This window comes from Ruegeria sp. AA6 (assembly GCF_056542865.1).
Genome location: NZ_JBQGAN010000015.1, coordinates 34,008 through 58,333, shown reverse-complemented (window position 1 = coordinate 58,333; position 24,326 = coordinate 34,008). Strand labels below are relative to the sequence as shown.

At 55.6% G+C, this 24,326-nt stretch carries 23 protein-coding genes and 2 pseudogenes; 18 read left to right on the top strand and 7 right to left on the bottom strand.

What is annotated here, in order from left to right; translation table 11 throughout:
• Positions 1–315 precede the first annotated feature (315 nt).
• A complete protein-coding gene (locus ACR0LN_RS16620) occupies positions 316–777 on the top strand; it encodes a hypothetical protein (RefSeq protein WP_480431180.1) in 462 nt (153 codons plus the stop codon).
• 107 nt (positions 778–884) lie between these two features.
• Here the strand turns inward: ACR0LN_RS16620 and ACR0LN_RS16615 are convergent, their stop codons facing one another.
• From ACR0LN_RS16615 to ACR0LN_RS16600, 4 genes are all read right to left on the bottom strand, one after another.
• Positions 885–2,594, bottom strand: coding sequence for an adenylate/guanylate cyclase domain-containing protein (locus tag ACR0LN_RS16615; RefSeq protein WP_480431178.1), 1,710 nt, complete (start codon positions 2,592–2,594; stop codon positions 885–887).
• Between the two features lie 498 nt (positions 2,595–3,092).
• Positions 3,093–3,557: a CoA-binding protein gene (locus tag ACR0LN_RS16610; RefSeq protein ID WP_170389882.1), complete on the bottom strand. Its 465-nt coding sequence runs from the start codon at positions 3,555–3,557 to the stop codon at positions 3,093–3,095.
• Positions 3,558–3,560: 3 nt separating this feature from the next.
• Positions 3,561–3,920 carry a 2Fe-2S iron-sulfur cluster-binding protein gene (locus tag ACR0LN_RS16605; RefSeq protein ID WP_480431177.1) on the bottom strand — a complete coding sequence of 120 codons (360 nt, stop codon included), beginning with the start codon at positions 3,918–3,920 and terminating at the stop codon, positions 3,561–3,563.
• A 2-nt stretch (positions 3,921–3,922) separates the two neighbouring features.
• A complete protein-coding gene (locus tag ACR0LN_RS16600) occupies positions 3,923–5,278 on the bottom strand; it encodes a selenium-binding family protein (RefSeq protein WP_480431175.1) in 1,356 nt (451 codons plus the stop codon).
• A gap of 70 nt (positions 5,279–5,348) precedes the next feature.
• Between ACR0LN_RS16600 and ACR0LN_RS16595 the strand changes: the two genes are divergently transcribed.
• The 3 genes and pseudogenes from ACR0LN_RS16595 (at position 5,349) to ACR0LN_RS16585 (ending at position 7,400) form a co-directional block, all read left to right on the top strand.
• Positions 5,349–6,110, top strand: coding sequence for an IclR family transcriptional regulator (locus tag ACR0LN_RS16595; protein WP_480431173.1), 762 nt, complete (start codon positions 5,349–5,351; stop codon positions 6,108–6,110).
• A 96-nt stretch (positions 6,111–6,206) separates the two neighbouring features.
• Complete coding sequence (locus ACR0LN_RS16590) at positions 6,207–6,560, top strand: putative quinol monooxygenase (RefSeq protein ID WP_010437910.1); 354 nt, start codon at positions 6,207–6,209, stop codon at positions 6,558–6,560.
• 206 nt (positions 6,561–6,766) lie between these two features.
• A pseudogene (locus ACR0LN_RS16585) lies at positions 6,767–7,400 on the top strand (tyrosine-type recombinase/integrase).
• Between the two features lie 369 nt (positions 7,401–7,769).
• Here the strand turns inward: ACR0LN_RS16585 and ACR0LN_RS16580 are convergent.
• The gene (locus tag ACR0LN_RS16580; protein ID WP_480431172.1) at positions 7,770–8,696 is read right to left on the bottom strand and encodes a LysR family transcriptional regulator; all 927 of its coding nucleotides are present in this window, start codon (positions 8,694–8,696) and stop codon (positions 7,770–7,772) included.
• Positions 8,697–8,799: 103 nt separating this feature from the next.
• On the opposite strand from ACR0LN_RS16580, the gene ACR0LN_RS16575 reads away from it, so the two are divergent.
• The 11 genes from ACR0LN_RS16575 to ACR0LN_RS16525 are packed head-to-tail and all read left to right on the top strand — an operon-like array spanning position 8,800 to position 19,654.
• Positions 8,800–9,861 (top strand): maleylacetate reductase, encoded by a 1,062-nt coding sequence (locus tag ACR0LN_RS16575; RefSeq protein WP_480431170.1) that lies wholly within the window; start codon positions 8,800–8,802, stop codon positions 9,859–9,861.
• A 25-nt stretch (positions 9,862–9,886) separates the two neighbouring features.
• Positions 9,887–11,161: an ABC transporter substrate-binding protein gene (locus tag ACR0LN_RS16570; protein ID WP_480431169.1), complete on the top strand. Its 1,275-nt coding sequence runs from the start codon at positions 9,887–9,889 to the stop codon at positions 11,159–11,161.
• A 49-nt stretch (positions 11,162–11,210) separates the two neighbouring features.
• Entirely contained in the window at positions 11,211–11,930 is a 720-nt protein-coding gene (locus tag ACR0LN_RS16565) for an ABC transporter ATP-binding protein (RefSeq protein WP_480431167.1), read from the top strand.
• Positions 11,930–12,640, top strand: coding sequence for an ABC transporter ATP-binding protein (locus ACR0LN_RS16560; protein ID WP_480431166.1), 711 nt, complete (start codon positions 11,930–11,932; stop codon positions 12,638–12,640). Before ACR0LN_RS16565 ends, ACR0LN_RS16560 begins: the two co-directional genes overlap by 1 nt.
• The gene (locus ACR0LN_RS16555; protein WP_480431164.1) at positions 12,637–13,500 is read left to right on the top strand and encodes a branched-chain amino acid ABC transporter permease; all 864 of its coding nucleotides are present in this window, start codon (positions 12,637–12,639) and stop codon (positions 13,498–13,500) included. The genes ACR0LN_RS16560 and ACR0LN_RS16555 overlap by 4 nt, the downstream gene beginning before the upstream one ends.
• A complete protein-coding gene (locus ACR0LN_RS16550) occupies positions 13,500–14,567 on the top strand; it encodes a branched-chain amino acid ABC transporter permease (RefSeq protein WP_480431162.1) in 1,068 nt (355 codons plus the stop codon). The genes ACR0LN_RS16555 and ACR0LN_RS16550 overlap by 1 nt, the downstream gene beginning before the upstream one ends.
• 3 nt (positions 14,568–14,570) lie before the next feature.
• Positions 14,571–15,152 carry a VOC family protein gene (locus tag ACR0LN_RS16545; protein ID WP_480431160.1) on the top strand — a complete coding sequence of 194 codons (582 nt, stop codon included), beginning with the start codon at positions 14,571–14,573 and terminating at the stop codon, positions 15,150–15,152.
• 28 nt (positions 15,153–15,180) lie between these two features.
• Positions 15,181–16,938 (top strand): FAD-dependent oxidoreductase, encoded by a 1,758-nt coding sequence (locus tag ACR0LN_RS16540; protein WP_480431159.1) that lies wholly within the window; start codon positions 15,181–15,183, stop codon positions 16,936–16,938.
• Positions 16,939–16,978: 40 nt separating this feature from the next.
• A complete protein-coding gene (locus tag ACR0LN_RS16535) occupies positions 16,979–17,863 on the top strand; it encodes an intradiol ring-cleavage dioxygenase (protein WP_480431157.1) in 885 nt (294 codons plus the stop codon).
• A gap of 1 nt (position 17,864) precedes the next feature.
• A complete protein-coding gene (locus ACR0LN_RS16530) occupies positions 17,865–18,695 on the top strand; it encodes a 3-oxoadipate:acetyl-CoA acetyltransferase (protein ID WP_480431155.1) in 831 nt (276 codons plus the stop codon).
• Positions 18,692–19,654, top strand: a complete 963-nt coding sequence (locus ACR0LN_RS16525; RefSeq protein WP_480431153.1) for an alpha/beta fold hydrolase — start codon at positions 18,692–18,694, stop codon at positions 19,652–19,654. The genes ACR0LN_RS16530 and ACR0LN_RS16525 overlap by 4 nt, the downstream gene beginning before the upstream one ends.
• A 421-nt stretch (positions 19,655–20,075) precedes the next feature.
• Here ACR0LN_RS16525 and ACR0LN_RS16520 read toward each other — a convergent pair whose 3' ends face one another.
• On the bottom strand, positions 20,076–20,891 hold the full coding sequence (locus ACR0LN_RS16520) for a TRAP transporter large permease subunit (protein ID WP_480431298.1): 816 nt from the start codon (positions 20,889–20,891) through the stop codon (positions 20,076–20,078).
• Positions 20,892–20,902: 11 nt separating this feature from the next.
• Here ACR0LN_RS16520 and ACR0LN_RS16515 point away from each other — a divergent pair.
• Positions 20,903–21,232 (top strand): annotated as a pseudogene (locus ACR0LN_RS16515) (transposase); the annotation flags it as partial.
• 297 nt (positions 21,233–21,529) lie between these two features.
• On the opposite strand, the gene ACR0LN_RS16510 reads toward ACR0LN_RS16515, so the two are convergent.
• A complete protein-coding gene (locus ACR0LN_RS16510; protein ID WP_480431150.1) occupies positions 21,530–22,654 on the bottom strand; it encodes a beta-ketoacyl-ACP synthase III in 1,125 nt (374 codons plus the stop codon).
• 167 nt (positions 22,655–22,821) lie between these two features.
• Between ACR0LN_RS16510 and ACR0LN_RS16505 the strand changes: the two genes are divergently transcribed.
• Positions 22,822–23,289 carry a MarR family winged helix-turn-helix transcriptional regulator gene (locus ACR0LN_RS16505; protein WP_480431148.1) on the top strand — a complete coding sequence of 156 codons (468 nt, stop codon included), beginning with the start codon at positions 22,822–22,824 and terminating at the stop codon, positions 23,287–23,289.
• Positions 23,286–24,323 carry an efflux RND transporter periplasmic adaptor subunit gene (locus ACR0LN_RS16500; RefSeq protein WP_480431147.1) on the top strand — a complete coding sequence of 346 codons (1,038 nt, stop codon included), beginning with the start codon at positions 23,286–23,288 and terminating at the stop codon, positions 24,321–24,323. The genes ACR0LN_RS16505 and ACR0LN_RS16500 overlap by 4 nt, the downstream gene beginning before the upstream one ends.
• The last annotated feature ends 3 nt before the right edge of the window (positions 24,324–24,326 follow it).

The following is a 24,326-nucleotide window of genomic DNA, read 5'->3' as shown; positions in this document are numbered from 1 at the left end:
CAAAACCCGTAAAGGAAGCGACGTCGCCGTTGTCGTTGCAGAGGCTGAGCGGATGCTCAAAGGGGATGGATCCCCCGCGCCTACAACAGCGACGCCGTCGGCCTACATGCGGCCTATACACAGCAGGGCTGAAATAGCGCCCCACACACACTCGTTACCGGCCAGAACGGCCTCCACTCACTCACAAAACCCCTGCATATCTGAGGGATAGCCAATATATGACATTTCAATTATGACTGGGATATGGGAATTTTCCTGTCCCTTTCCCCCACACTGGCAAATGTTGTGGGTGACGCAGGCAGAAAAGGTAAAAGCATGGCAGATATCGGGGCCTATCTGAAAAAGCATACAGAAGCATTGGTCAAAGACGTAGGCATTGAATCCGCTTGTGAGATCACCGGCAAGTCCAAGGCGACTCTGGGTCGGTATTATTCGGACAATGCCGAACACGCCGACCGGTTCATGCCAGTGGATGCCGTGGCCCGGCTTGAGGCGGTTTCAACCTACCCGCATGTGACCTCGGCGTTAGCGGATCTGAAGAACATCACCCTGTCCTATGACGGTCGCAATACAGATACCCCAAGGACCGGAGGGGTGAACGCAGACGTCATCGCGCTGAGCCAGCGGTTCGCGATGCTGATGACCGAGTATCAGGCCGCCATCGAAGACGGCATCATCACCGTGAACGAGGCCAAGCGCCTGCTGAAGGAAACCAGCTTGCTGCAACAGGTGCTGATCGAGATGAAGCTGCATCTGGAAGAGGAAAGCGTAAGCTGAGGTCTGATCGCGAACCTTGTCTTTACGAATACCTGCTGACACGGGCTTCAAAGGTCTGATTTGCGGACGAAGCCGCCGGACTGCATAGCCTGCTTGATTTTGTTTTCTCAGATTGGAAGGCCTGCTCTTAGCCATCCATCCCTCCATTGCTCCGAGCATTCGGGAACGCTGAAAATGGGGAGTCTCGTTTGTTCTTTAATGTCTAGATCCGGACGAAGCTCCTTCAGTTCAGATACCGCAGCCCTCGCTGACTCTAGGTCTCCGTTTTGAGCCAATGATGCGATGAGCATGAGATGCGTAATCACGAATTTCGCCCTAATGGCCAAGGCGTTTCGATTGGCCTCAACGGCTTCAGCATAGCGGCCAAGTTGGAAAAATGCGGAGGCCTGCCCGACATAGGCTGCGTGCCGCATCGGATCTTTCGGACTGAGATTGATTGAGTGTGTCGCGTGTTCCAGGGCTTCTTCGGGTCTGTCGAGAAAACTCAGATTGATGCTAGCGAGCATGTGAACGGTCGCAGCGTTCGGATTTTCAGCGAGTGCTTGTTTGAAAACTTCGCGAGCTCGCGGCAAGTCTTGTGCAAGCATAGAGATCGAGTGTGCGGCGTAAGCCAACGCAATTCCATCCGCGCGATCACTTAACAATACACGTTCTGCCGCGGCTACGGCGGCCTTCGGCCCTTCTTCAATCGGTTTCAGTCCCTGCACCATCCTTTGGATATGCAACCACGCAAGCAATCCAGCTGCTGACGAATAATCAGGATCACGCTCCAACGCCAAACGTGTAAGGCGAATGGCCTCACGGTTGTCTTCGTCTGTCAGCAGGTGAAAGTGTGATTGAGCCTGGAGGTAAAGTTCATACGCATCGAGGTTTTCTGTCGGTTTCGCCCGAGCGCGGACTGTCTCGGCATGGCGAACGGACGGTTCGATCGCCGCAACAACTTCCTGTGTGACCTGATCTTGAAGGTCAAAAACATCGTCCAGCATTCCATCGAAACGATCGGCCCAAAGATGGCTGCCATTCTTCGCATCAATTAGCTGTCCTGTTATCCGAAGACGCTGGCCTGCGCGCCTTACCGAACCCTCAAGCACATACCTCACGCCGAGCGCCTGCCCAACTTCGCGAATGTCGGTGCTCTTACCTTTAAAAGTAAAAGATGAGTTTCGCGCTACGACCATCAACCAACGAAAACGAGACAACTCTGTTATGATGTCCTCGGTAATTCCATCAGCGAAAAACTCTTGTTCCGGGTCGCCTGACATATTGTCAAACGGCAGCACGGCAATACCGGGTTTCTCAGATTTGACAGTTGCACTTGTAGCCGTCGAACCGACAGGCCACTGCCACACGCCAACTGGGCGTGCAATGTTCTTCAACTCAGTCTTCCGACCGCCAGAGAACGAGGCGGCGGCTTTCCGGTCTAGGCTGTTGTGTGCTGTGTCTGAAAGCAATATCTGCCCCGGTTCCGCTAATGCCTCGAGACGGGCAGCTATGTTGATACCGTCACCGAATATGTCATCGCCTTCCGAAACTACTTCCCCTGTATGTATGCCGATGCGGACTTGAATCTCCTGTGGGCGGTCAGCCGTCTGAACAGCAATCGCGCATTCTGTCGCAGCCGATGCGGAGCGAAACTCAGCAATCCAACCGTCACCCATGCTTTTGATCAATCGCCCTTCATGAATAGCCAAAGCGGGCATTAGATGATCCTCACGGAAAGCCTTAAGCGCTTTGAGTGTTCCGTCGCTATCCTGATCCATCAACGCCGAGTATCCAGCGACATCAGCCGCCAGCACAGCCGCAAGCCTCTTTTCCATGTTTCTCTCCCCGCTTGTTGGAAGCTAGCCTGCAGAGAGAGCACTGTCAGCCCGGTATTTAGAGCAAAGTGGTCCCATCAAGAAAGCGCGATCGCTTTGGGCTCTCAACAGACACGGGAGCCCGTGCAGCATGTGTGATCACAAGGCGCCCTGCCCTTCGAGGACGACCAAAAGCGGCCGTTTGACCTTGACCTCTGTCGCCGCGGTGCGGCCCGTCAAAGGAGATACTCGTTGCACGAGTGAGGCTGGAAGAGGGACGGAGGTCCGAAGAGCGCACAAAGCTGCCGTTCGCCGCTGCGCGGCGCTGGGACGTAGCCTGAATATCCGGTTCGCGGACAAGGTGGCCGTTGGTTCTATATATAAAACGGCCATTCTTGGGTTTAGAGTACGCGGATTTCGTAAAGCGGGCAGGATTATGTGTCTTCTCTTCCGTAAGCACAATATCTCAATTGGCACCCTTATTCGATGCTGAGGAGGCCGCTACCAATCGAATTTCCATCATATCTTTAGGTCCAGGCGCGGCTTCCAAAAAGGGCGGAAGAGTTCAATCTTGGGGCATCGGTTCATCACGACTTTAAGGCCCGCCGCTTCGGCGAGTTGCGCTGCTTTGTCGTCGTACACACCGATTTGACCCCAAAGAACTTTTGCCCCGATTGCGATAGCCTTCTCGGCAAAGGCATACAACTCTTCCTTTGGACGAAAAACGTCTACCATATCAACACGTTTGTCGATCTCTTCCAGCGAGTGGTAGACCTTGAGCCCTCTAATTTCCGAAACATTCGGGTTAGGATTCACCGGTAGAATATCATAGCCGATTTCACTCAGCTGTCGCAGAACGCCATAGCTGAATTTCGTTTTGTCCGCGCTAGCCCCCACCATTGCAATGGTTTTAACCGACTGCAGGATGTCGGCGAGGTATTTGGGGTCGTAATCGTAGATGCGGTCGATATCTGCTTCGGGCATCGGTTAACCTTCCTTCGGCGTCGCAATGTCAGCCTTGAGTTCGTGGGGTTTTAGAGGGTCGAGAAACGGATTGCGGTACAGCTTGTCATGGCTCTCGACCCCGATCTCAAGCGTGATGTCGGATGTCGGACGTGCCACGCAAAGGATCACATAGCCGTTCGCGATTTGCCGATTATTCAGCGCAACCTGTCGGCGTTGATCGATCGCACCACTCTGTAGTTTTGCCGCGCAGGTAATGCAGCCGCCATACTTGCACCCAAAAGGCAAGTCGACGCCCTGTTCTCTCAGCGTTTCCAGAAGTGGACGCCGCGCATCCACACAGTATTGCGCGCCATCTCTGTTCGCGATCGTCACGGTATACATAATCATAGCCAGATGTCGCTTGTGCAATCACCGCCAGGATACCGGCTCTCGTGACAGCGCGATGGACCATTCGGTTCTTTGCCAAAGTCCACAATGAAATCCTCGTTGATCTTCATACCACCGTTTTCAGGGTCGCAATCGATCATCACCATAACCCCGCCCTTTTCGCGGATCTCGGGATAGAACTGGTTATCCCAAGTCGAGAACAGCGAGGTCGTGACATAAAGCCTTCGTCCGTCGAGAGAGAGCTGGAACATTTGTGGACCACCCGCGACCTCGACCCCGTTAACGATCGGAGCTTTACCCAAAAGGCCCCCCATAAACACTTGCCCGGTCAGCTTGGGATTATGCGGGTCGGTGACGTCATACTGGCGCATATCTCCATGCAGCCAATTGTTCAGGTACAAGTATTTGTCGTCCATCGAGATCAGGATCGCCGACATAACCCCCGGCAACGGGATCGGCCATTCGGGGTGCATCTCGTTTTCCACATCGATGATCTTTTCCCACCGCCACTTCTTAGCATCGTCTTGCCACCAATGGATCACATTGGTCGAAAGAGCTGCGCCACAGAACCCATGCGTGCTGTCGGGGTCATGGTGGAACTTAACTTCCAGTGGCAACAGCCCGTCTTCACCCAGATAGAAGCTTTCGACCGGTTCGCGTTTTTCGAAATCCCAAAAATGCAGCTCCCGCCCATATTTCAGATGGCCCACTTCTTCCAGATCGAAGCCCGGCATGAAGGTATTGGGCGCAGCCCATTCGGAACTGACCATCACGTTGTGGCGCGGTTGGTACCAGAAATCGTAGCCAAACTTGATATCGCCCATCGAGGTTTCCCAGCGACCGACGATGTTGAACTCTTTGTCGAGATGCAGATAGCCTCCAGGAGCCTCACCCTTGGCATTTCCAAGGAAGGAAATGATGATTTCCGAGCCCAAACAATGCACCGTATGCGGGCCCGATAAATCTGCCTTGGCCTTGATCTCGGCCCCGTCGATGATCTTATGCAACCGCGGCGCACGCGGGTCAGTGGCTGTATCAACGATGTGAAGGTTGTTAGAGCGTACGCCCGGCAGGATCAGGTATTTGCGGGACATCGAGCCGTCGTCGTGACAGGACGAACAGGCGTTCCACCCCATGTGGTGAAGCTCGTCCCCAATCCCCGGCATTTCCAGCCTATGGATTACCTGAGAATAGGTCGGGCTGTCAGGGTCGACATCCACTGTAGCAAGATAATCAGGTTTCTGGATCCCTGTCCCGGTGTAGATGGCGATCGTGTAGAGTAGCTTTTCTCGGGGGGCTTTGATGGCTTCTTGCGGACTCTTGAAGCCCGGCCCACAGCATTGTCCATCCATCGAGTGCTCCTCCCTTGATTCCCTAAATTTTATCGTATATCGAAAACTTAGTTATCATAAAGTGAGAAAAATGCATCTCGAACGATTAGCGCTGATTTTGGAAATCGTGGGTCAAAAAGGACGTGCGTCTGTAGCGGATATCTGTGCCCAGTCCGATATACCTAAACCGACGGCCTACAGGCTGGTTCAAGACCTTGTTTTGTCCGGCCTCCTTGAATCACCAACCCGCGGTGAGTTCGCGATTGGGATTAGGCTAAAGCGTATCACGTTGAGCGATCACTCTGATCCCGCACTTTTGCAAGTGATTGCGCCTGTCCTCTCTGGCGCCGCGAATGACCATGGCGCTGCGTTTTTCTTGTCTCGGCTACGGGGCCATTGGGTTGAGATTATTCATGTGGAGACACCGCAGACGGGCGTGTCTTTTCTTCATCCAGGTATGGGCAAACGACCAATGCACGCGTGCTCTTGCGCCAAGGCAATCGCCGCTGTGTCGCCTGAGCTGCTGTCTCAAGACCGATTGGATGGGCAGCTTAAGCGGTACACAGATCGCACGATTACAGACCCCAAGGATCTGGCCGCGGAACTCGATGTCATTCGAGCCAAAGGGTATGCCGAATGTGTTGAAGAGCTCGAGCGCGGAATCAGTTCTGTCGCAACAACGCTGACTAAGACAGGTGTTGGTGCGACGCTTTCAATCGGCGCTACGGCGTCTCTTCGGGTGTTTACACCTTCGGAGCGAGAAAAGATTGGCCATACACTTACCACAATGTCACACGAACTTTCTCGCGCGCTAGGATGGGGTGAAGCAGATGAAGAAAGGATATCCGCTTAGGTTCATGGGTATCGCAGTGCTGTAGGTTAATGCCATCCAGCAGGACAGGTGTGTTTTGCGACCTTCGCCGCTTTCAGATCAATGAGGGAGACAAATATGGACGATGCAATGTTTGGTGGGTTCTTCGTGATCAACGTAAAACCTGAGTATCGGCAGCCCTTTTTGGACGCCAGCATCTTCCAAGCGCAAAATGTTGTCAGTGAAGAACCCGAAGTTTTCCAGTTTCATATTATGGTGGATGAAACAAACCCAAATCGTTTCTATTTCTACGAAGTGTTCCGGAACGAAGCCGCAGTCCAGGATCATTGGGAATCTGAAACCTTCAATAACTGGTTAAACACTGTCCGAAAGATGCTGGATGGAGAGATCGAACTTGTTGCTAGGATGCGCTCGCTTTTTCCGACGCCAAAAGGTTTCGAGGCGCAAAAAGCAAGCCTGCTACTATGGTAAAATTGACCGACGTTTGAAACTACCACCGGTACGAGAAAATTATGAGATTTGGTGCTTGTCCGCTTTGGGCTCAAACCAGCCCAATGCACCCGCAGCGTTTCCCGAAGAACAAGCAATCGGACAACGGCCATTCGAACCAACAGTAATATTCTGCTGTCAGCGCGGTGCTGATGTCTGGGCTCGGCGGGGGGATTGGAGGGCCCAATATGCCAAGAGTTCAACTTCCCGCTGTCACCCCCAAAAACGAACAGCCTGGAACAAAGGCCGGATAATCGGGCAGAAGCGGCCGCTGTTGCCGAAACAAGTGTGGGCAATCCGCGCGCTGCTCGAATTGGCCAGGAATCTGCGTGATCTCACTCTGTTCAACGTGCGATTGATAGCAAGCTACGCGGATGCGATTTGGTGAAACTATACGTCAGCGATTTGGTCAGAGATGACCGCGTTCGCGAGAGGGTGTCTGTGATCCAGAGCAAAACCCAGCGACCCGTTCAGTTCGAACTCTCTGAAAACACACGGGACACCATTGCCGCATGGATCAAGTCGCCGGAACTGATCGGCTGCCATTTCATGTTTCCTAGCCGGTTTCATGACAGCCCACATATTTCAACCCGCCAATATGGCCGACTTGTGCGGGGTTGGGTGGCCGTGATTGGGTTAGAGTCCAGCGGCTACGGTACTCATTCGCTGCGCCGGGCCAAGGCGGCGGAGATCTACCGCAAAACCGGAAATCTCAGGGCAGTTCAACTGCTGCTCGGGCAAACAAAGGTTGACAGTATTGTCAGATATCTTGGTGTCGAACTTGAAGATGCGTTGAGCATCGCCGAGCAAATCGACATTTGAACCATGTTGGCGGGCGGCATTTGCCGTTCGCCAATCCAAACCAGACTTACGGCCGCACCGCGGCAGTGGTCCCGTATGAGCCCAAATTGACCTGCGCTGTGAGATCCCCGATGACAGCAATGCGCAGAAAACTGATTTTGAAAAGGCCGGCTGTCGTTCCAGGGTCGACTTATAACGCCCGACCAGAATTCTATGAGAGTAACGAGCGTCATTGTCATTCTAGTTCTCAATGCGTGAAGCAACAAAAAAGGAAATTATCCGTACGATTGAGCCCCGTGGCTGTGCAATACGAAGAAACTTCTCAACAAATGCCGCGGGGAAGTCGAAGTTGCCTTAGGCTGGAGTCATTGACCTGCATTGGCGATAAACTCAGGCCTTACAAATCAGTCGATCCAGGACCTGAAATTTTTGTTCAACAAAATTTATGAACCGGCTTGATGACGGGGACATTCTGCGATCGCAAAGCGTAATACAGCCCAGGTGGCGGTCCGGGTCGCCGATCTTAATTGGAAGGGATGCCAGGGTGTTTTGGCGTTGCATCATAAAGACGACAGAAAACGGCAAAACGGTCAGAGAGTCTGAGCCCGTCAAAACATTTGCAACTGCACTAAGAGACCCTCCGGTGAAGCTTATCTTGAGGTCACGCACACCAATTCCATCCAAGGTATTTCTCAGGTCGCGGAAAAGTGGGCTGTTCGCGGGCGGGGCGATCCAAGGATAGTTGGTAATATCATCGAGTTTCACCTCTTTCTTGCGCGCCAAAGGGTGCCCAATGCGGCAAGCAATAACATTTCGCCCTGGAAGGATTTGGCGAAACTCGTATTCTTCAGACACGTCGGCCGGACGAATGGGAAGAATTGCCACATCCAATGTCTCATTGGAAATTTTCGACAACAGGTCAGCAGGGTATCCATAGGACTGATCAATCCGGATGTTTGGGTGCTCCGACTGAAATTCTGCGATCACGCTCGAGATAACGCCGTCCATGAAGATCGGCGTGCCCGCTACCCGCACCGCGCCGGTAAGACCTTGCCGGTACTCGCCTACCAGACGGCTCGCATGACGACCCGCATCCAGGATCCTCTGCCCCTCACGCGCCAATGAAAGACCAAGTTCGGTCGGTTGCAGAGGTCGTCGAGTGGGCAGGAACAAAGGTTCTCCCACGCGATCTTCCAGCAAGGACACGCTGCGCGAGACGCTGGGCTGGGATTTTCCAAGCAAAACAGCACCTTCGGTCAAGCCACCCGCTTCGACGATAGCCGCGAGAATTTCGAGATGCCGTGGATCCAGCTTCATAACACAAAGTTATATTGTCTGTTTCAAATTCGATCAAGAACCCGTTCGTGCCCTGCTAGCGTTGACCAAATTCACAATTCTGCGCAGGTCGGGAAACCTCCCTATGGGTCTCAGCATCACCAGCATTAATGGTCAGAAGATTCGGTTTGGCGCGGGGTTGCGAAACGGCATTTGTTCCGAGTTGTCCGAACTGGGTTCGGCAAAAGCGTTGATTCTCTCCACGCCGCAACAGGCGGATATGGCGATGGAACTGGCAACGATGATCGGTGATCGCGCATCTGGTGTTTTTACCCGTGCGGCGATGCACACGCCGGTTGAGGTAACCGAAGATGCGGTCGAACACGCCCAGTCAGTTCAGGCGGACAGCGTTGTGGCCATCGGTGGCGGCTCGACGATCGGCCTAGGCAAGGCAATTGCCCTTCGCACAGAGCTACCACAGATCGCAATCCCCACCACCTATGCCGGGAGCGAGGCTACTCCGATTCTGGGTCAGACCGAAAAGGGCCTCAAAACTACTCTTACAGACGCTAAAGTTCTGCCGCGGGTCATTTTGTATGATCCCGAACTTGTGGCCTCCTTGCCGCCTGCAATGACCGTAACCAGCGCACTGAACGCAGTGGCTCACGCGTCCGAAGCGCTCTATGCCAAAGACCGCACAGGGGAAACCACTGCGCTGGCAATCGACGGTTTGAAAGCGTTCGCAGAGGGCCTGCCGATCGTGGCCGAAAACCCCAACGACCTGAAAGCCAGAGAAGAAACGCAGCGCGGTGCGTGGGCCTGCGGCACGGTACTTGGTCTGGTTGGGATGGCGCTGCATCACAAGCTTTGCCATACGTTAGGCGGGTCCTTCAATCTGCCACACGCGGAAACTCATGCAATGGTTCTGCCCCATGCCATTGCCTACAATGCTGTGAGCGTACCCGAGTTGCTGGCCCCTGTGTCAGACATTTTTGGAGGTTCTGAGCCCGGTCAGGCACTTTGGGATTTTGCCAAAACTATGGGCGCTCCGATGGCTCTGAAAAACTTCGGCCTTTCGGAAGACGATCTGGATCGCGCAACCGCAATCGCACTGAAGAATCCGTATTGGAATCCGCGCCCCGTCACGGCTGACGGGCTGCGGGCGCTGCTACGAAACGCCTGGGCGGGCACCGCCCCAAGCGTTTGAGTTCACCGTGTCAAGGGAGGGACACATGATCACACGACGCAAATTGCTGCAATCCAGCGCCGCAACCGGCCTCGGGCTGGCCGCCGGCGCGCTCGCTGCACCCGCTATCGCTCAGGGTACAAAGATAAAGCTCGGATATGTCAGCCCGCAATCAGGGCCGCTGGCCGCGTTTTCCGAGGCAGACAAGTATATTCTGGAGAGTTTCGCCGCGTCCGAGGCTGGTGCAAATTTCGAAGTAATCGTCAAGGACAGTCAGTCGAACCCGAACCGGGCGGCAGACGTCGCGGGTGAGTTGATCGTGGATGATGAGATCGACCTGATGTTGGTCGCCTCAACCCCCGAAACGACAAACCCGGTTGCTTCAACCTGTGAGGCCGAGGAAGTGCCCTGCATTTCGACCGTTGCCCCGTGGCAACCATGGTTCATCGGCCAGCAAGGCAACCCGGGCGATCCAGCCAGTTGGGAGCCGTTCTACTATGCCTATCATTTCTTCTGGGGCCTCGAAGATGTGATCTCTGTCTTCACCGCGATGTGGAACCAATTGGACACCAACAAACAGGTTGGCGCCTTATTCCCGAATGATGGTGACGGCAACGCCTGGGGCGACCCGAATGTTGGCTTTCCACCGGTCTTGTCCGAGTTTGGATACACACTGACCGACCCCGGACGGTACCAGAGTCTGACCGACGATTTCTCGGCCCAGATCAACGCGTTCCGTCAGGCGAATGTCGAAATCGTCACTGGCGTACCGATCCCGCCCGATTTCACCACATTCTGGAGCCAGGCCAAGCAGCAAGGCTTCACCCCTAAGGCGGCCAGCATCGGCAAGGCCATCCTGTTCCCCCAAGCGGTCGAAGCCTTGGGCAGCGCGGGCAACAATCTAAGTTCCGAGGTGTGGTGGTCACCCACGCATCCTTTCTCATCGTCACTGACCGGCGCAAGTTCGGCTGAACTGGCGCAGGGTTACACGGCAGCCACCAGCCGCCAGTGGACTCAACCCATCGGCTTTGTGCACGCGCTGTTTGAAATGGCGGCCAATGTCATGGGCCGCGTCGAGGACGCGGGAGACGGGGATGCCGTGGCCGAGGCCATCGCAGCCACGCAGTTGGACTCCATCGTTGGTCGCATCGCCTTTGATGGTGCGGGCCTGCCACCCTTCGCTGCTCAGAATGTCGCGAAGACGCCCCTGGTGGGAGGGCAATGGAGACTGCTCGACAATGGCAGCTATGACCTTGTAATCGTCGATAACTCCTCGGCAACCGAAATCCCGACCGCGGGTGTGATGGAAGAAATCTCCTGATCGCAATGAAACCAACGCCCCGGACGCTGTTCGTGGCAGGGATACCGGCATGACCATTCTTTCGCTCAAAAACGTCTCCAAAAGCTTCAGTGCGCTCACCGTCACGGACGATGTCAGCTTTGATGTTGAACAAGGTCAAGCCCTTGGGATCATTGGCCCGAACGGGGCCGGGAAGTCGACACTCTTCAACCTGATAACCGGCAACTTGACCTCAGATGTGGGATCGATCCATTTTGACGGAGCTGACGTGACGCGCGTGCCGCCGATGCAGCGCTGCTTGTCGGGGATTGGTCGCTCGTTCCAGATCCCTAAGCCGTTTGATCATCTGACGGTGTTCGAAAACCTGCTGGTGGCCGCGACGCATGGGCAGAGCAAATCCGAACATGAGGTCGAACAGGACTGCGCCCGCATTCTTGAGCAAACGGAACTGCTGGATGTGGCCAATGACATGGCCGCTGGCTTGCGGCTGCTGCAACGCAAGCGGCTGGAATTGGCCCGGGCAATGGCGACAAACCCGAAACTGTTGCTGCTGGACGAGATCGCAGGGGGGCTGACCGACGCGGAATGCACCGCGCTGATCAACACGATCAAGGGGCTGCACAGCAGAGGAGTCACGATCATCTGGATTGAACACGTCCTGCATGCGCTCACCTCTGTTGTTGAGCACCTGCTGGTTCTGGATTTCGGCAAGGTCATCGGTTTCGGTGATCCGGACGAAATCATGAACAGCCGGGAAGTCAAAGAAATCTATCTGGGGATCGAAGTCTGATGAGCCTGCTGGAAACCCATGCGCTAACCGCCCACTACGGGGATTTCCAAGCCCTATTCGGCGTTGATATCCTTCTGGACGAAGGCGAAACCGTCGCCATCATTGGCGCAAACGGGGCCGGAAAATCTACCCTCATGCGCTCTATCTCGGGCGTTCTGACCAACGGGTTCGACCAAGTGCGCTTTGGCGGCCAACCCATCGGAGGCCTGGCAGCAGATGAAATCATGGCGCGTGGTGTGGCAATGGTGCCCGAGGGGCGTCGGTTGTTCCCGTCGCTCAGTGTCGAGGAAAACTTGCTGATCGGAACTTATGGGCGAAAGGTATCAGGCCATTGGTCGTTGCAAACGATCTACGATCTGTTCCCGATCCTTAAAGAGCGCCGAAACCATCCCGGCACCGCCCTGTCTGGCGGGCAACAGCAAATGGTGGCCATTGGCCGCGCCCTCATGAGCAATCCGCGCGTTCTGCTGTGCGATGAGATCAGCCTCGGGCTGGCACCCGTGGTCATCAAGGACATCTACGACGCCGTCCCCCGCATTCAGGAGGCCGGGGCCAGCCTGATCGTGGTGGAGCAGGACATCGGCCAGGCAATGAAAGTGGCAGATCGCGTCTATTGCATGATGGAGGGTCGCGTCACGCTGGAAGGCACAGCAGACACACTCAGCCGCGAGGCCATACACGACGCCTATTTCGGAGGAGCCGCCGCATGATATGGATCGATACCATTATTCAGGGTGTTCTGTTGGGCGGGCTCTACGCGCTGTTCGCAGCAGGGCTGAGCCTCGTGTTCGGGATCATGCGCTTGGTCAATCTGGCCCATGGCGATCTCATCGTCTTTGCCGCCTATCTGGTCCTTCTGTTGGTCTCGCTGCTTGGTCTCTCTCCGTTTTTGGCAGTAATCATTGCCGCACCAATCATGTTTGGTGTGGGTTGGGCTTTGCAGAGACATGTGCTGAACCGCGTGCTGGGGCCTGATATCTTGCCGCCTTTGCTTGTGACATTCGGTTTGTCAGTCGTCTTGCAGAATGCTCTGCTCGAAGGTTTCTCAGCCGATAGCCAACGTTTGCCTGCGGGTGCAATTGCAACGGCTTCCGTTCAAATGGGCGGACTGAACTTGGGTGTTCTGCCGCTGCTGACCTTTGCCTCGGCAATCCTTGTCATCATCGGTCTGAACCAGCTTTTCTATCGCACCGAATTGGGGCGGGCGTTCCGCGCGACGTCGGATGATGCGGTGACAGCGGGTCTAATGGGTATCCGGCCAGAACGTATCTTCGCCACTGCGACAGCCATCGCAATGCTCGTGGTGACGCTGGCGGCGCTTTATCTGGGAATGCGGGCGAACTTTGATCCCAATATCGGCCCGGCACGCCTGATCTACGCTTTTGAGGCTGTGATCATTGGTGGCCTAGGCAGTCTGTGGGGCACACTGATCGGAGGCATCATTATCGGCGTCGCTCAGACTGTCGGGGCAGCAATCAACCCCGAATGGCAAATCCTGGCTGGTCATCTGGCCTTTCTCATCGTGCTTCTGATCAAACCCAGAGGCCTGTTTCCAAGGGCGGTGGACTGATGACAGATACTTCAATGTACCGCGTTCAGACTCAGACCCGCGCATCCTACAGTGCCGGAGCCGTTTGCATCGCTTTGATCATCCTGTTCATCCTGCTGCCGACATTTGCCAGCAGGGGGTTGATTCAAGACCTGTTCTTCATCTTCACCATGCTTGTACTGGCGCAGTTCTGGAACCTGCTGGCGGGGTATGGTGGCCTTGTGTCCGTCGGCCAGCAAGCCTTCGTGGGCATAGGAGCATACGCCATGTTCGGCGGTGTCATCCTGTGGGGTATGGACCCGGTTCCCGCGATCCTGCTGGGAGGTGTTGCGGCCCTGATCGTTGCCATTCCCACGGCCTTTTTTGCCTTCCGCCTGCAAGGGGCTTATTTCGCCATCGGAACATGGGTCATCTCCGAGGTCATGCGCCTGCTGGTGGCCCAATGGAAAGTGCTCGGCGGCGGCACCGGCACCTCTCTGCCGCGCACCGCAACGCGTGAGATGTGGGCTACCGAATGGATTCAGACCACGTTTGACGTTCGCGGAGCTGCTGCGCGCGATATCCTGACCTACTGGCTGGCGTTGGCGCTGGTGATCGCAACGATTGCGGGCATCTACTGGCTGCTCAGAACGAAGCGCGGGCTGGCGCTGGCTGCGGTACGCGATAACGTCGAAGCAGCGAAATCCGTTGGCGTGGATGCGGTGCGGATGAAATGGCTGGTCTACCTTGTTTCAGCGGCGGGAACAGGGCTGACCGGTGCTCTGATCTACGTACAGAAACTGCGCATCTCTCCGGATGCCGCATTCTCGGTCACCGACTGGACGGCTTACGTGATTTTCATCGTCGTGATCGGAGGCATCGGCACCATCGAAGGCCCGATCCTGGGCGTGCTGATCTTCTTCATCTTGCAGAGCCTGCTGGCCGACTACGGCTCTTGGTACCTCATGGTGCTCGGGCTGATCGGGATCGCCGTCATGCTCTTCGCCCCGCGCGGCCTCTGGGGGCTGATCACCGAAAAAACCGGACTTCAAATATTCCCTGTGCGCCGTCGTTTGGTGATTGGCGCGCAGTCGAACAAGGAGGATTGATCCATGAAAACAATCGCGTTGACGGTCGCGGCCGCAGCACTTGGAACTGGCGCACTTGCTGGCAGCTCCCTGCCGGGAATGACGGGCACAGACCACGTGGGATTTACAGTCCCGAGCGTTGATGAGGCTGTCACCTTCTTTCAGGACGTGATGGGATGCAATGTGTTCTACCCGTTGGGACCGTTCTCGGGCGGTGACAGCACCTGGATGGCGGAGCATCTGAACGTCGATGCCAAAGCCGAAATCCCGACGATGCGGCTGGTGCGCTGTGGCGACGGCGCCAATTTCGAAATCTTCAAATATACGGCGCCTGATCAGGATACGAAGCTACCGCGCAACTCGGATATCGGCGGGCATCACATCGCGTTCTACACCACCGATATGGAAGGTGCCGTCAGCTATTTGCAGGACAAGGGCATTCAGGTCCTCGGCAACCCGACAACCATGACCGACGGCCCAAGTGCTGGCGAGACCTGGGTCTATTTCCTCGCCCCCTGGGGCATGCAGCTTGAACTGGTCACCTACCCGGACGGCAAAGCCTATGAGGCCGAATATGACGGCCGCCTTTGGGATCCGCGGTCCTGAGACATTCAAAGAACAAGGGAGAGAGCTTATGGCCACCATTACAACGGATGTCCTGATCATCGGGACCGGCCCGGCGGGGTCTGCAACGGCGGCTTTGCTGTCCAGCTATGGCGTCGAGAACATGGTCATCAACCGCTATCGGTGGCTGGCCAATACGCCGCGGGCACATATCACCAATCAGCGCACGATGGAGGTGCTGCGCGACCTTGGTCATGAGGTCGAGGCCGAAGCCTACATGCACGCGGCGCATCAGGACCTGATGGGCGAGAACGTGTTCTGCGAAAGCCTTGCCGGTGAGGAAATCGGGCGCATGAAAAGCTGGGGCAATCATCCCTTGTCCAAGGCCGAGCACCTGCTGTCCAGCCCGACCATGATGAACGATCTACCGCAGACCTTTATGGAACCGATCCTGTTCGGCACTGCTTGCCGCCGTGGCACTCAGGCACGGATGAGCACCGAATACCTGCGCCATGAACAGGACGCAGACGGCGTGACGACGACGTGCCTTGATCGCTTGTCGGGTGAAGAAATCACCATCCGGTCGAAATACCTGGTCGGTGCGGATGGGGGTAATTCACTGGTCGCCGAACATGCTGGTCTGCCTTTTGAAGGACAGATGGGTGTCGGCGGGTCCATGAACATCCTGTTCCGCGCAGATCTCAGCAAATATGTCGCGCATAGGCCCTCGGTCCTCTACTGGGTGATGCAACCCGGCGCGAATGTCGGTGGCATCGGTATGGGTCTGGTCCGCATGGTTCGCCCGTGGAACGAATGGCTGATCGTCTGGGGCTATGACATCAACCAACCCGCGCCAGAGGTTGACGCGGCGATGGCCACGCAGGTTGCGCGTCAGCTTGTCGGCGACCCCGAGCTTGAGATCGAACTGATCAGCGCCAACACCTGGACCGTCAACAATATGTACGCGACCCATATGCAAAAGGATCGCGTGTTCATCATGGGCGACGCCGCGCACCGCCACCCGCCGTCAAACGGGTTGGGCTCGAATACGTCGATCCAGGACAGCTTTAACCTCGCATGGAAACTGGCGGCTGTGTTGAAAGGTCATGCCGGAGAGAACCTGCTGGACAGCTACAGCGAAGAACGTGCGCCAGTAGCAAAGCAGATTGTCACTCGAGCCAACCAATCCGTCGGCGAGTTCGGACCAATCTTTAAATCGCTTGGAATGGCCGAAGGCGTCGACCCGCAGGTCATGCAAAGCAACCTTGAGGCACGCTCGGGTTCAACGCCTGACGCTGCGGCACAAAGACAGGCCATTCGTGAGGCGATTGCCTTCAAGAAGTACGAGTTCGATGCGCATGGCGTTGAAATGAACCAACGCTACGACTCCTGTGCGATTGAAACGGATGGTCAACCCAATCCCGGTTTTTCTCAGGATGCTGAGTTGCACTACCAGCCGACGACTTGGCCCGGCGCGCGTCTTCCACACGTGTGGGTGTTCGATCACGATACAGGGAACAAGCATTCTACTCTGGATTTGTGCGGTCGCGGAGAATTCACTGTGTTTACCGGTATTGGTGGCGAGGCCTGGGTGACCGCTGCCGAGACTGTGTCACGGGAACTGGGAATGCCCATTCGCTGTCACGTCGTAGGCCCACGCCAAACCTATGTCGATCACACAGGAGACTGGGCACGGGTGTCGGAGATTTCGGATACTGGCTGTTTGTTGGTCCGCCCTGATCAACACGTCGCATGGCGCGCAGCTGACATGGTAGCAGATGCCGAAGCCGAGTTGCGCCGCGCGGTCACCACAGTGCTTTCGCGATGAGAGAATCCGGATCAGGCTTTTTTCAGGTTAGGAGATCATAATGGACACGCATGAGACCGGATACTTCACCGAGGAAAACTCGGCCGAGGTAGTTGCTGCCCGCAACAAAAATGCCGAAAGTGAAAGGCTCAAAGAGGTGATGGAGGTCATCACCCGCAAACTCCACGAAGCGGTAAAAGAAATCGAGCCGACGCAAGAGGAATGGTTCGAAGCCATCATGTTTCTGACCAAGGTAGGCCATATGTGCGATGACTGGAGGCAAGAGTTCATACTTTTGTCCGATGTATTAGGCGTGTCGATGCTGGTTGATGCCGTGAATTCGCGCCGCCCCTCCGGTGCTTCGGAAAACACCGTTTTGGGACCGTTTCATGTCGGCGACGCTCCTGAATACCCAATGGGTTACAACATATGCCTCGACCAGAAGGGCGAAGATATGGTGGTGCGGGGGCGCGTGACAGACGTTGACGGCAACGCGTTGGAAGCCGTCAAAATCGACGTCTGGCAGGCAAACGACGAAGGGTTCTATGACGTTCAGCAAAAAGGCATCCAGCCCGATTTTAACCTGCGCGGTGTTTTTAGAACGGGACCGGATGGACAATACTGGTTTCGCGCTGTCAGGCCCAAACACTATTCAATTCCGGACGATGGCCCAGTTGGCGACTTGTTAAATCGGTTGGGTCGCCATCCCTTTAGACCAGCCCACCTGCACTACATCGTTTCAAAGGACGGGTATGACGAACTGACGACCCACATATTTGATCCAGACGACAAGTACCTTCACTCAGATTCCGTTTTTGGCGTCAAGAAAAGCCTGATCGCTGAGTTCAACCGCGTAGATGACCCAGCAAGGTCCGAGGAAGTTGGTTTTGCTGGACCGTATTGGGAAGTCGAGTTCGATTTCGTCTTAGCACCCAAAGAGGTTTGAAATGGGCGAACCGTGCATAATTTGCGTCGCAATTACCGGGTCGTTGCCAACCAAAGCCAATAACCCAGCCGTGCCAATAACAGTCGATGAACAAATCGAAAGCACCCATGAAGCATTCGAGGCGGGGGCAGCCATCTGCCACGCACATGTGCGCAACGATGACGAGACGCCGTCAAGCGATCCTGAAAAATTCGCGAGATTGAAAGAGGGGTTGGAGAGACACTGCCCTGGCATGATCATTCAGTTTTCGACAGGCGGGCGGTCCGGGGCAGGCAAGACGCGTGGTGGCATGTTGCCTTTGCGACCTGATATGGCCTCATTGTCCGTAGGTTCGAACAATTTCCCGACGCGCGTTTACGAGAACCCACCTGATCTGGTCGACTGGTTAGCAGCCGAGATGGTTAACTACGGTGTCAAGCCCGAGATCGAAGCCTTCGATCTGAGCCATATTCTGAAGGCGGCTGAGATGCACCAGAAGGGGCAAATCAAAGATACGCCTTATGTGCAATTTGTCATGGGTGTCAAAAACGCGATGCCAGCAGACCGCGAGGTTTTTGATTTCTACGTAAAAACTGTTACCAGACTGTTTCCTGGCGCGCCATGGTGCGCCGCTGGGATTGGTCCCAAGCAGATCGTCTTGAACGAATGGGCAATTTCATCCGGAGGCCATGCACGCACGGGTCTGGAAGACAATGTGCGACTGGACAAAAACACGCTGGCCTCATCCAACGCTGAATTGGTCGAACGCACGTCGGATATCTGCGTACAGTATGACCGCCCAGTTGCGACACCTGCGGAGGCAAGAGCTATCCTCGGTTTGCCGTCCAAGTGAGAATTGACGAGGTCAGCGTTGAGCAGTTAACAGCCGTTTCAGTTAAGCTTGGAAAATGGCTCAGCAAACCCAATTTAGAATGCCATAATGATCCTTCGCCGTGCATGTGCTATCTTCGTCATCAATACGATAGAGAGAAGTCAATGCCGACGGTTACCTTAAACGGCGCGCAGATCCACTACGAAGATACGGGTGGCGAAGGAGAGGCGGTCGTCTTTTCTCATGGCCTTTTGTTCAGTGGCGCGATGTTTGAGGCTCAGGTTTCGCAGTTGCGAGGGCGCTATAGGTGCATTACCTTCGATCATCGAGGACAAGGTAAGAGTGGCGTCACGGATGCAGGCTATGACATTGAAACGCTTACTTCAGACGCTGCTGAACTGATCAAGCATCTGGATGCAACGCCGTGCCACTTCGTAGGACTTAGCATGGGCGGATTTGTCGGTATGAGGTTGGCCGCATGGGAGCCAAACCTGGTCAAAACACTGACCCTGCTTGAAACAAGCGCCGATCCTGAGGATCCCCAAAACGTTCCGCGCTATAGAACGCTGAACTTTGTGGCGCGATGGATTGGGTTACGGGCCGTCATTAGACGGGTGATGCCGATCATGTTTGGCCGCACATTTCTCGAAGACACCGAACGAGCTGAGGAAAAAATCAGCTGGTCAAAGGCCATTACAGGAAATGATCGGATCGGCATTACACGCGCGGTCAAAGGAGTGATCGAACGGGCAGGTTGCACTGAACTACTCGCAAATATCAAAATTCCCGTCGGGATTGGCGTCGGGGACGAAGATGTGGCGACGGTTCCCGAAAGGTCCGAGCGAATCCATCAAGAAATCGAGAGTTCCGAACTGGTGGTGTTTCGAGGAGCGGGTCACTCGTGTTCCATTGAAACACCCGATCTGGTGTCGGAATTGATCGAGCGTACAATCCAACGAGCAGCAAATTCAAAAAATTGAATCCGATGGGTGCTTGGCTTGCTGGGAACGGGATACGAGCTACTAGTAGCGTTTATGGGTTGGGTCTTCCTTGCGAAGGCGTGTCGGAGTTTTACGCCTCAAACCCAGATGAAAACCTGAATTTAAAGTTGTGAAGTCGTCTAATAGCACATCAGTAAAGTTTCACGTCCTAAGCGAAAGTCTGCTTCTTTGAACGCTTCAGAAATTGCGAAACTCCATGAAATATTTTCGCTTGTAGTCAGAAGCGACCGTTGAGGCCAAGGCATGTCTAGGCGATCTGCTTCCGCATTGAATTGGCCGAGAGCCATCGCGCCCTCGCACTTTTCAATAGGACAGTTCGTTTGCGCACCTGAAAAAGTATTGAAGTATAAACCACAATCCGAAAACAAAAACCTCTAGAGCGCAAAGCCTTTTAATATCCTCACGCTCGCGCGGCACCGGCGTGCCGAAATAGCCGGTTACCCACAGCCTCGAACACCATTCCCATAAGGATGGCGACGGCGGCAACGAGTATCACCAGCGCGGTCGGCCCAAGTTTCAGTTGGTCGATAAATGCTACCAGAGCAATAGGCATGCCCGTCAGGTTCAGGTATTGCGCTAAAACGCTTGCACCGAAGATGACCATGAAGATCGAGGCGGTTTCGGCGAAAGAGGCACGCCAGGCATCAAAGTTCGTGAGCCAGCCGCGCCAAAGCGCAGTTAGCGCGGCTCCGAAGGCTCCGATCCCGGCGGCTTCCGTGGGCGTAAAGACGCGGAAATAGATGCCGCTGAGCACAAGCGCAAAGAGACCAACGACCGGTAAGGCACCGCGTCGTGCCCGTCGAACTTCGTCCGGGTCTGGCTGGACCGTAACTTCATGCGTGGTGGCGCGAGGCGGAACACAAAAAGCAACCGTGATGAGGAAGACAATCACGAGAAGCAATCCCGGGATGACGCCCGCGAGGAACAACAGGCTGATGTCTTGCTCGGCGACAAGGCCATAGATTATCAGCGGCACCGACTGCGGGATCATGATGCCGAGGGTGCCGCCCGCCGTGATCGTGCCGGTCGAAAGCCGATCTGGATAGCGATAGCGACGCATCGAAGGCAGCGCGACCTTGAATATGCTCGCTGACGTCGCCACTGACGATCCGCAGGCAGCGGAGAAGCCAGCCGAAGCGAGGACCGTGGAATAAGCGAGGGCGCCGGGAAGTTTGTAAAAAACGGCCTTCGCAGTGGTGTAGAGGTCTTGAGACAGGTCTGCACGGTGACCCTGCGCGGTTCAAACGATCCCGAACAGTGGCCGCCCACTTTGGGCTGACACCCCGACGGTTCCAATCCAGTGAGCATGACAACCCCGGACGTATATCCAAAGCCGGGGATCGAGATGTCCGTGCAACCCTCTATGCTGCTGCTAATGCCTTGCTCATGCGAACCATGGCCGGATCGCAGATCAAGTCATGGGGTATGCGCCTGATGCGCACCAAAGGGCGTCGGCGCGCCGTTGTGGCTGTTGCTCGCAATTTGGCTGTCCTGCTTCACCGAATGTGGGCGGATGGAACCGAGTTCCGTTCCGAAAAGATGGAGGGCATGGCATGATCTAAACGCCCCACGTCAATCTGAACGGGGTCGTCCTCATCGGACGAGGTTCGTGGACAAAGCCGAAAATGTCTGCTGCGCCAACAAAAGCGCGTCTCAAAGCGAGGCTCTCCACAACCAATCCGACACATGCGTGCAGCGGTACCCCGCGCGGCGTCAATCAGACAGCGAAGAGAAGCGTGACCCGGATGAGCGACAATAATCTCAAACAACGAAGAAAACCGAGCTTGACCCAAACGCCCGATTAGAGAAGCAGACAACCGAACACTGTCGTACTCTAGTCCTGCAGGCAGGTCCTTACTCGTGCCGCTTTACGATCACCGACCCCACCGAATACCCCGCTCCAAACGAACAGATCAGCCCGATATCTCCATCCGTCAGATCATCTGAATATTTGGAAAACGCGATGATCGACCCGGCAGAGGATGTGTTGGCGTAGTCCTGCAGGATGTTGGGTTGCTCACCGGCTTCGGGTTCGCGGCCCAGCACCTTCTTGCCGACGAAATCGTTCATCGTCTTGTTGGCCTGATGCAGCCACAGGCGTTTCAGGTCATTGCTGGCAACGCCTTCAGCTTCCATATGGTCCAGAATGTGTTTGCTGACCATCGGCAGCACTTCCTTGAACACCTTGCGGCCGTTCTGCATGAACTGCATGTCACGCCGGTCAACCACCCCGTCGGGGCGCGAGCGGCGCAGGAAGCCGTTGTTGTTGCGGATGTTGTTGGAAAAGGATGTCGCGCATCGGGTCGACAGGATTTCGAAATGCGGCCCCTGCGCGTCTTCGATCCTCTCAATCAGGGTGGCGGTTGCCACGTCCCCGAAGATAAAGTGACAATCCCGATCGCGCCATTCCAGATGGCCCGAGCAGATCTCGGGGTTCACCACCAGCGCCGACCGTACCGAGCCCGAGCGCACCATGTCCGCCGCGGCCTGAATGCCGAACGTGGCCGAGGAACAGGCGACGTTCATGTCGAACCCGAATCCGTCAATCCCCAACGCCTGTTGAATCTCAATCGCAATCGCCGGGTAGGCGCGTTCATGGTTTGAGGCGGCGCAGATCACCAGATCGACATCTTCCGCCTTGCGACCGGCTTGTTCCAAAGCCTTCTTGCAAGCATCCACCGCCATCTCGGTCATAATGCCCGGCTCGTCATCGCTGCGCTGGCGCAGCAGCGGGTGCATCACGTCGGGGTCCAGAATGCCGGACTTGTCCATGACATATCGGTTCTCGATGCCCGACGCCTTGACGATGAACTCATCCGAGGAGTGCTGCATCGGTTCCATCTCTCCCGCCGCAATCGCATCGGCATTCGCAGCGTTCTGCTTGTCGGCATAGGCGTTGAAGGCGGCGACAAGTTCGGCGTTGGTGATGACGTTCTGAGGCGTAAAAACACCTGTGCCGGTGATAGCGGGCGTATGCATGGCGGGTCCTGAAGGTTTCGAATCTGCCTAAAATGCAGTCACAACCAGATTTGATCAAGAGAAGGTGACCCAAGGGAATATACTTAGAAAGAACAAATTCAGCTTCACATCTTGAATAGTTCAGAAATCGAAGTATATGGCGCCTCACATGTGTACGGAGCCCCGTAATGTCAGAAAATATCAGTGCCAGACTTGGTCGTCTTAGCCCCGAAATTCAGTCCATCATGGGTGTGTACGCCCTGTACTGGAAACTGGAAGAGACGTTCAATTGCATTGAAACAGACCTGAGCCATCCAGAATGCCACATGCTTATCAAGCTGGATCAACCCAAACGCATGGGCGTTCTGGCGGCAGATATGCTGAGCGTTCCATCGACTATAACTGCCACAGCGGACGGTTTGGAAAAGGCTGGCTATCTGACGCGCGAACGTGACCCCGAAGACCGTCGGGCTTGGCTGTTGGTTTTGACAGAGCAGGGCGAAGAAGTTCGAAATATGTTGGTGTCCGAGGCCGGAGAGTTGTTCCACCGCGCCTCTGGCCTGGACGCTGAAGAAACTGCTGAATTCGCGCGTTTGGCGCGCAAGATCCGAGACAATATCCTTAAAACTGGAATTCCCGAGGGATTGACGAAATGAAATACCTCTCTTTTTTCAGCGCGGTTCTTATCGCGCTGGCAACTTCTGCCACAGCGCAAGATACGGCAAAACCTGTCAAACTCATGCAGGTGCATGAAACCGCGCCGGGTTTCTCGCGTCAGTTCTTTGGTCGCGTGGCCGCGCGGCAGACCGTTGATCTGGCCTTTCAGGTTTCGGGCCAGATTGTCGAAATGCCTGTAACCGAAGGCTTTGTGATCCCCAAGGGTGAGTTGATCGCGCAACTGGACCAGGCGCCGTTTCAACGCCGGCACGACCGCGCGGTCCTGCAAAAAGATCAGGCCGACCGGACCGTGGCGCGTCTGTCTCGTTTGCGAGGCACGACTGCCAGCCAGGTCGCTGTAGACGATGCTGAAACCGAGGCGCAACTGGCCGACATCGCCGTGCGAGACGCCGAATACGATCTGGAACACGCGACCTTGACCGCGCCCTTCGACGCGCTGGTGTCCAGCCGCACTGTCGAGGCTTTTACAACTGTATCAGCCGGTACACCGATCGTTCGCATCCACGACATGTCCGAACTGCGGATCGAGGTCGATGTGCCTGAGATCCTGTTCCAGCGTTCAAGTCAGGAACAAGAAATCTCGATCACTGCGAAGTTCCCGGTCAGCGATGAGGTGTTTCCGCTTCAGGTGCGCGAGTTCGACGCTGAAAGCTCGAGCGTTGGACAAACCTTCCGTATCCAATTTGGCCTGACACCGCCCGAGGGCCTGCAAATCCTGCCGGGCTCATCCGTGACTGTGAATATTCAGGTTCAGGATGGCCAGACGGGTATCGTCGTTCCCGCCTCGGCTATTGTCGCTGACGCGGATGGAACACTGGGTGTTATGGCGTTTTCACCGGTCGGGGCTGACGAAGGCACAATCCGCTACGTGCCCGTAACCATTGAACCGACTCAGACCGGCGAGGTTCGGGTGCTGACCGGGTTGTCGGATGGCGATGAAATCGTGGTCGCCGGAGGCGCCGCCTTGACGGATGGCCAGACCGTGCGCCGTTTTACCGGTTTTGCGAACTGAGGG

Excerpts from the sequence above, each read along its gene's own strand:
- ACR0LN_RS16620 (WP_480431180.1), top strand. The coding sequence starts at position 316 with ATGGCAGATATCGGGGCCTATCTGAAAAAGCATACAGAAGCATTGGTC.
- ACR0LN_RS16615 (WP_480431178.1), bottom strand. The coding sequence starts at position 2,594 with ATGGAAAAGAGGCTTGCGGCTGTGCTGGCGGCTGATGTCGCTGGATAC.
- ACR0LN_RS16610 (WP_170389882.1), bottom strand. The coding sequence starts at position 3,557 with ATGCCCGAAGCAGATATCGACCGCATCTACGATTACGACCCCAAATAC.
- ACR0LN_RS16605 (WP_480431177.1), bottom strand. The coding sequence starts at position 3,920 with ATGTATACCGTGACGATCGCGAACAGAGATGGCGCGCAATACTGTGTG.
- ACR0LN_RS16600 (WP_480431175.1), bottom strand. The coding sequence starts at position 5,278 with ATGGATGGACAATGCTGTGGGCCGGGCTTCAAGAGTCCGCAAGAAGCC.
- ACR0LN_RS16595 (WP_480431173.1), top strand. The coding sequence starts at position 5,349 with ATGCATCTCGAACGATTAGCGCTGATTTTGGAAATCGTGGGTCAAAAA.
- ACR0LN_RS16590 (WP_010437910.1), top strand. The coding sequence starts at position 6,207 with ATGGACGATGCAATGTTTGGTGGGTTCTTCGTGATCAACGTAAAACCT.
- ACR0LN_RS16580 (WP_480431172.1), bottom strand. The coding sequence starts at position 8,696 with ATGAAGCTGGATCCACGGCATCTCGAAATTCTCGCGGCTATCGTCGAA.
- ACR0LN_RS16575 (WP_480431170.1), top strand. The coding sequence starts at position 8,800 with ATGGGTCTCAGCATCACCAGCATTAATGGTCAGAAGATTCGGTTTGGC.
- ACR0LN_RS16570 (WP_480431169.1), top strand. The coding sequence starts at position 9,887 with ATGATCACACGACGCAAATTGCTGCAATCCAGCGCCGCAACCGGCCTC.
- ACR0LN_RS16565 (WP_480431167.1), top strand. The coding sequence starts at position 11,211 with ATGACCATTCTTTCGCTCAAAAACGTCTCCAAAAGCTTCAGTGCGCTC.
- ACR0LN_RS16560 (WP_480431166.1), top strand. The coding sequence starts at position 11,930 with ATGAGCCTGCTGGAAACCCATGCGCTAACCGCCCACTACGGGGATTTC.
- ACR0LN_RS16555 (WP_480431164.1), top strand. The coding sequence starts at position 12,637 with ATGATATGGATCGATACCATTATTCAGGGTGTTCTGTTGGGCGGGCTC.
- ACR0LN_RS16550 (WP_480431162.1), top strand. The coding sequence starts at position 13,500 with ATGACAGATACTTCAATGTACCGCGTTCAGACTCAGACCCGCGCATCC.
- ACR0LN_RS16545 (WP_480431160.1), top strand. The coding sequence starts at position 14,571 with ATGAAAACAATCGCGTTGACGGTCGCGGCCGCAGCACTTGGAACTGGC.
- ACR0LN_RS16540 (WP_480431159.1), top strand. The coding sequence starts at position 15,181 with ATGGCCACCATTACAACGGATGTCCTGATCATCGGGACCGGCCCGGCG.
- ACR0LN_RS16535 (WP_480431157.1), top strand. The coding sequence starts at position 16,979 with ATGGACACGCATGAGACCGGATACTTCACCGAGGAAAACTCGGCCGAG.
- ACR0LN_RS16530 (WP_480431155.1), top strand. The coding sequence starts at position 17,865 with ATGGGCGAACCGTGCATAATTTGCGTCGCAATTACCGGGTCGTTGCCA.
- ACR0LN_RS16510 (WP_480431150.1), bottom strand. The coding sequence starts at position 22,654 with ATGCATACGCCCGCTATCACCGGCACAGGTGTTTTTACGCCTCAGAAC.
- ACR0LN_RS16505 (WP_480431148.1), top strand. The coding sequence starts at position 22,822 with ATGTCAGAAAATATCAGTGCCAGACTTGGTCGTCTTAGCCCCGAAATT.
- ACR0LN_RS16500 (WP_480431147.1), top strand. The coding sequence starts at position 23,286 with ATGAAATACCTCTCTTTTTTCAGCGCGGTTCTTATCGCGCTGGCAACT.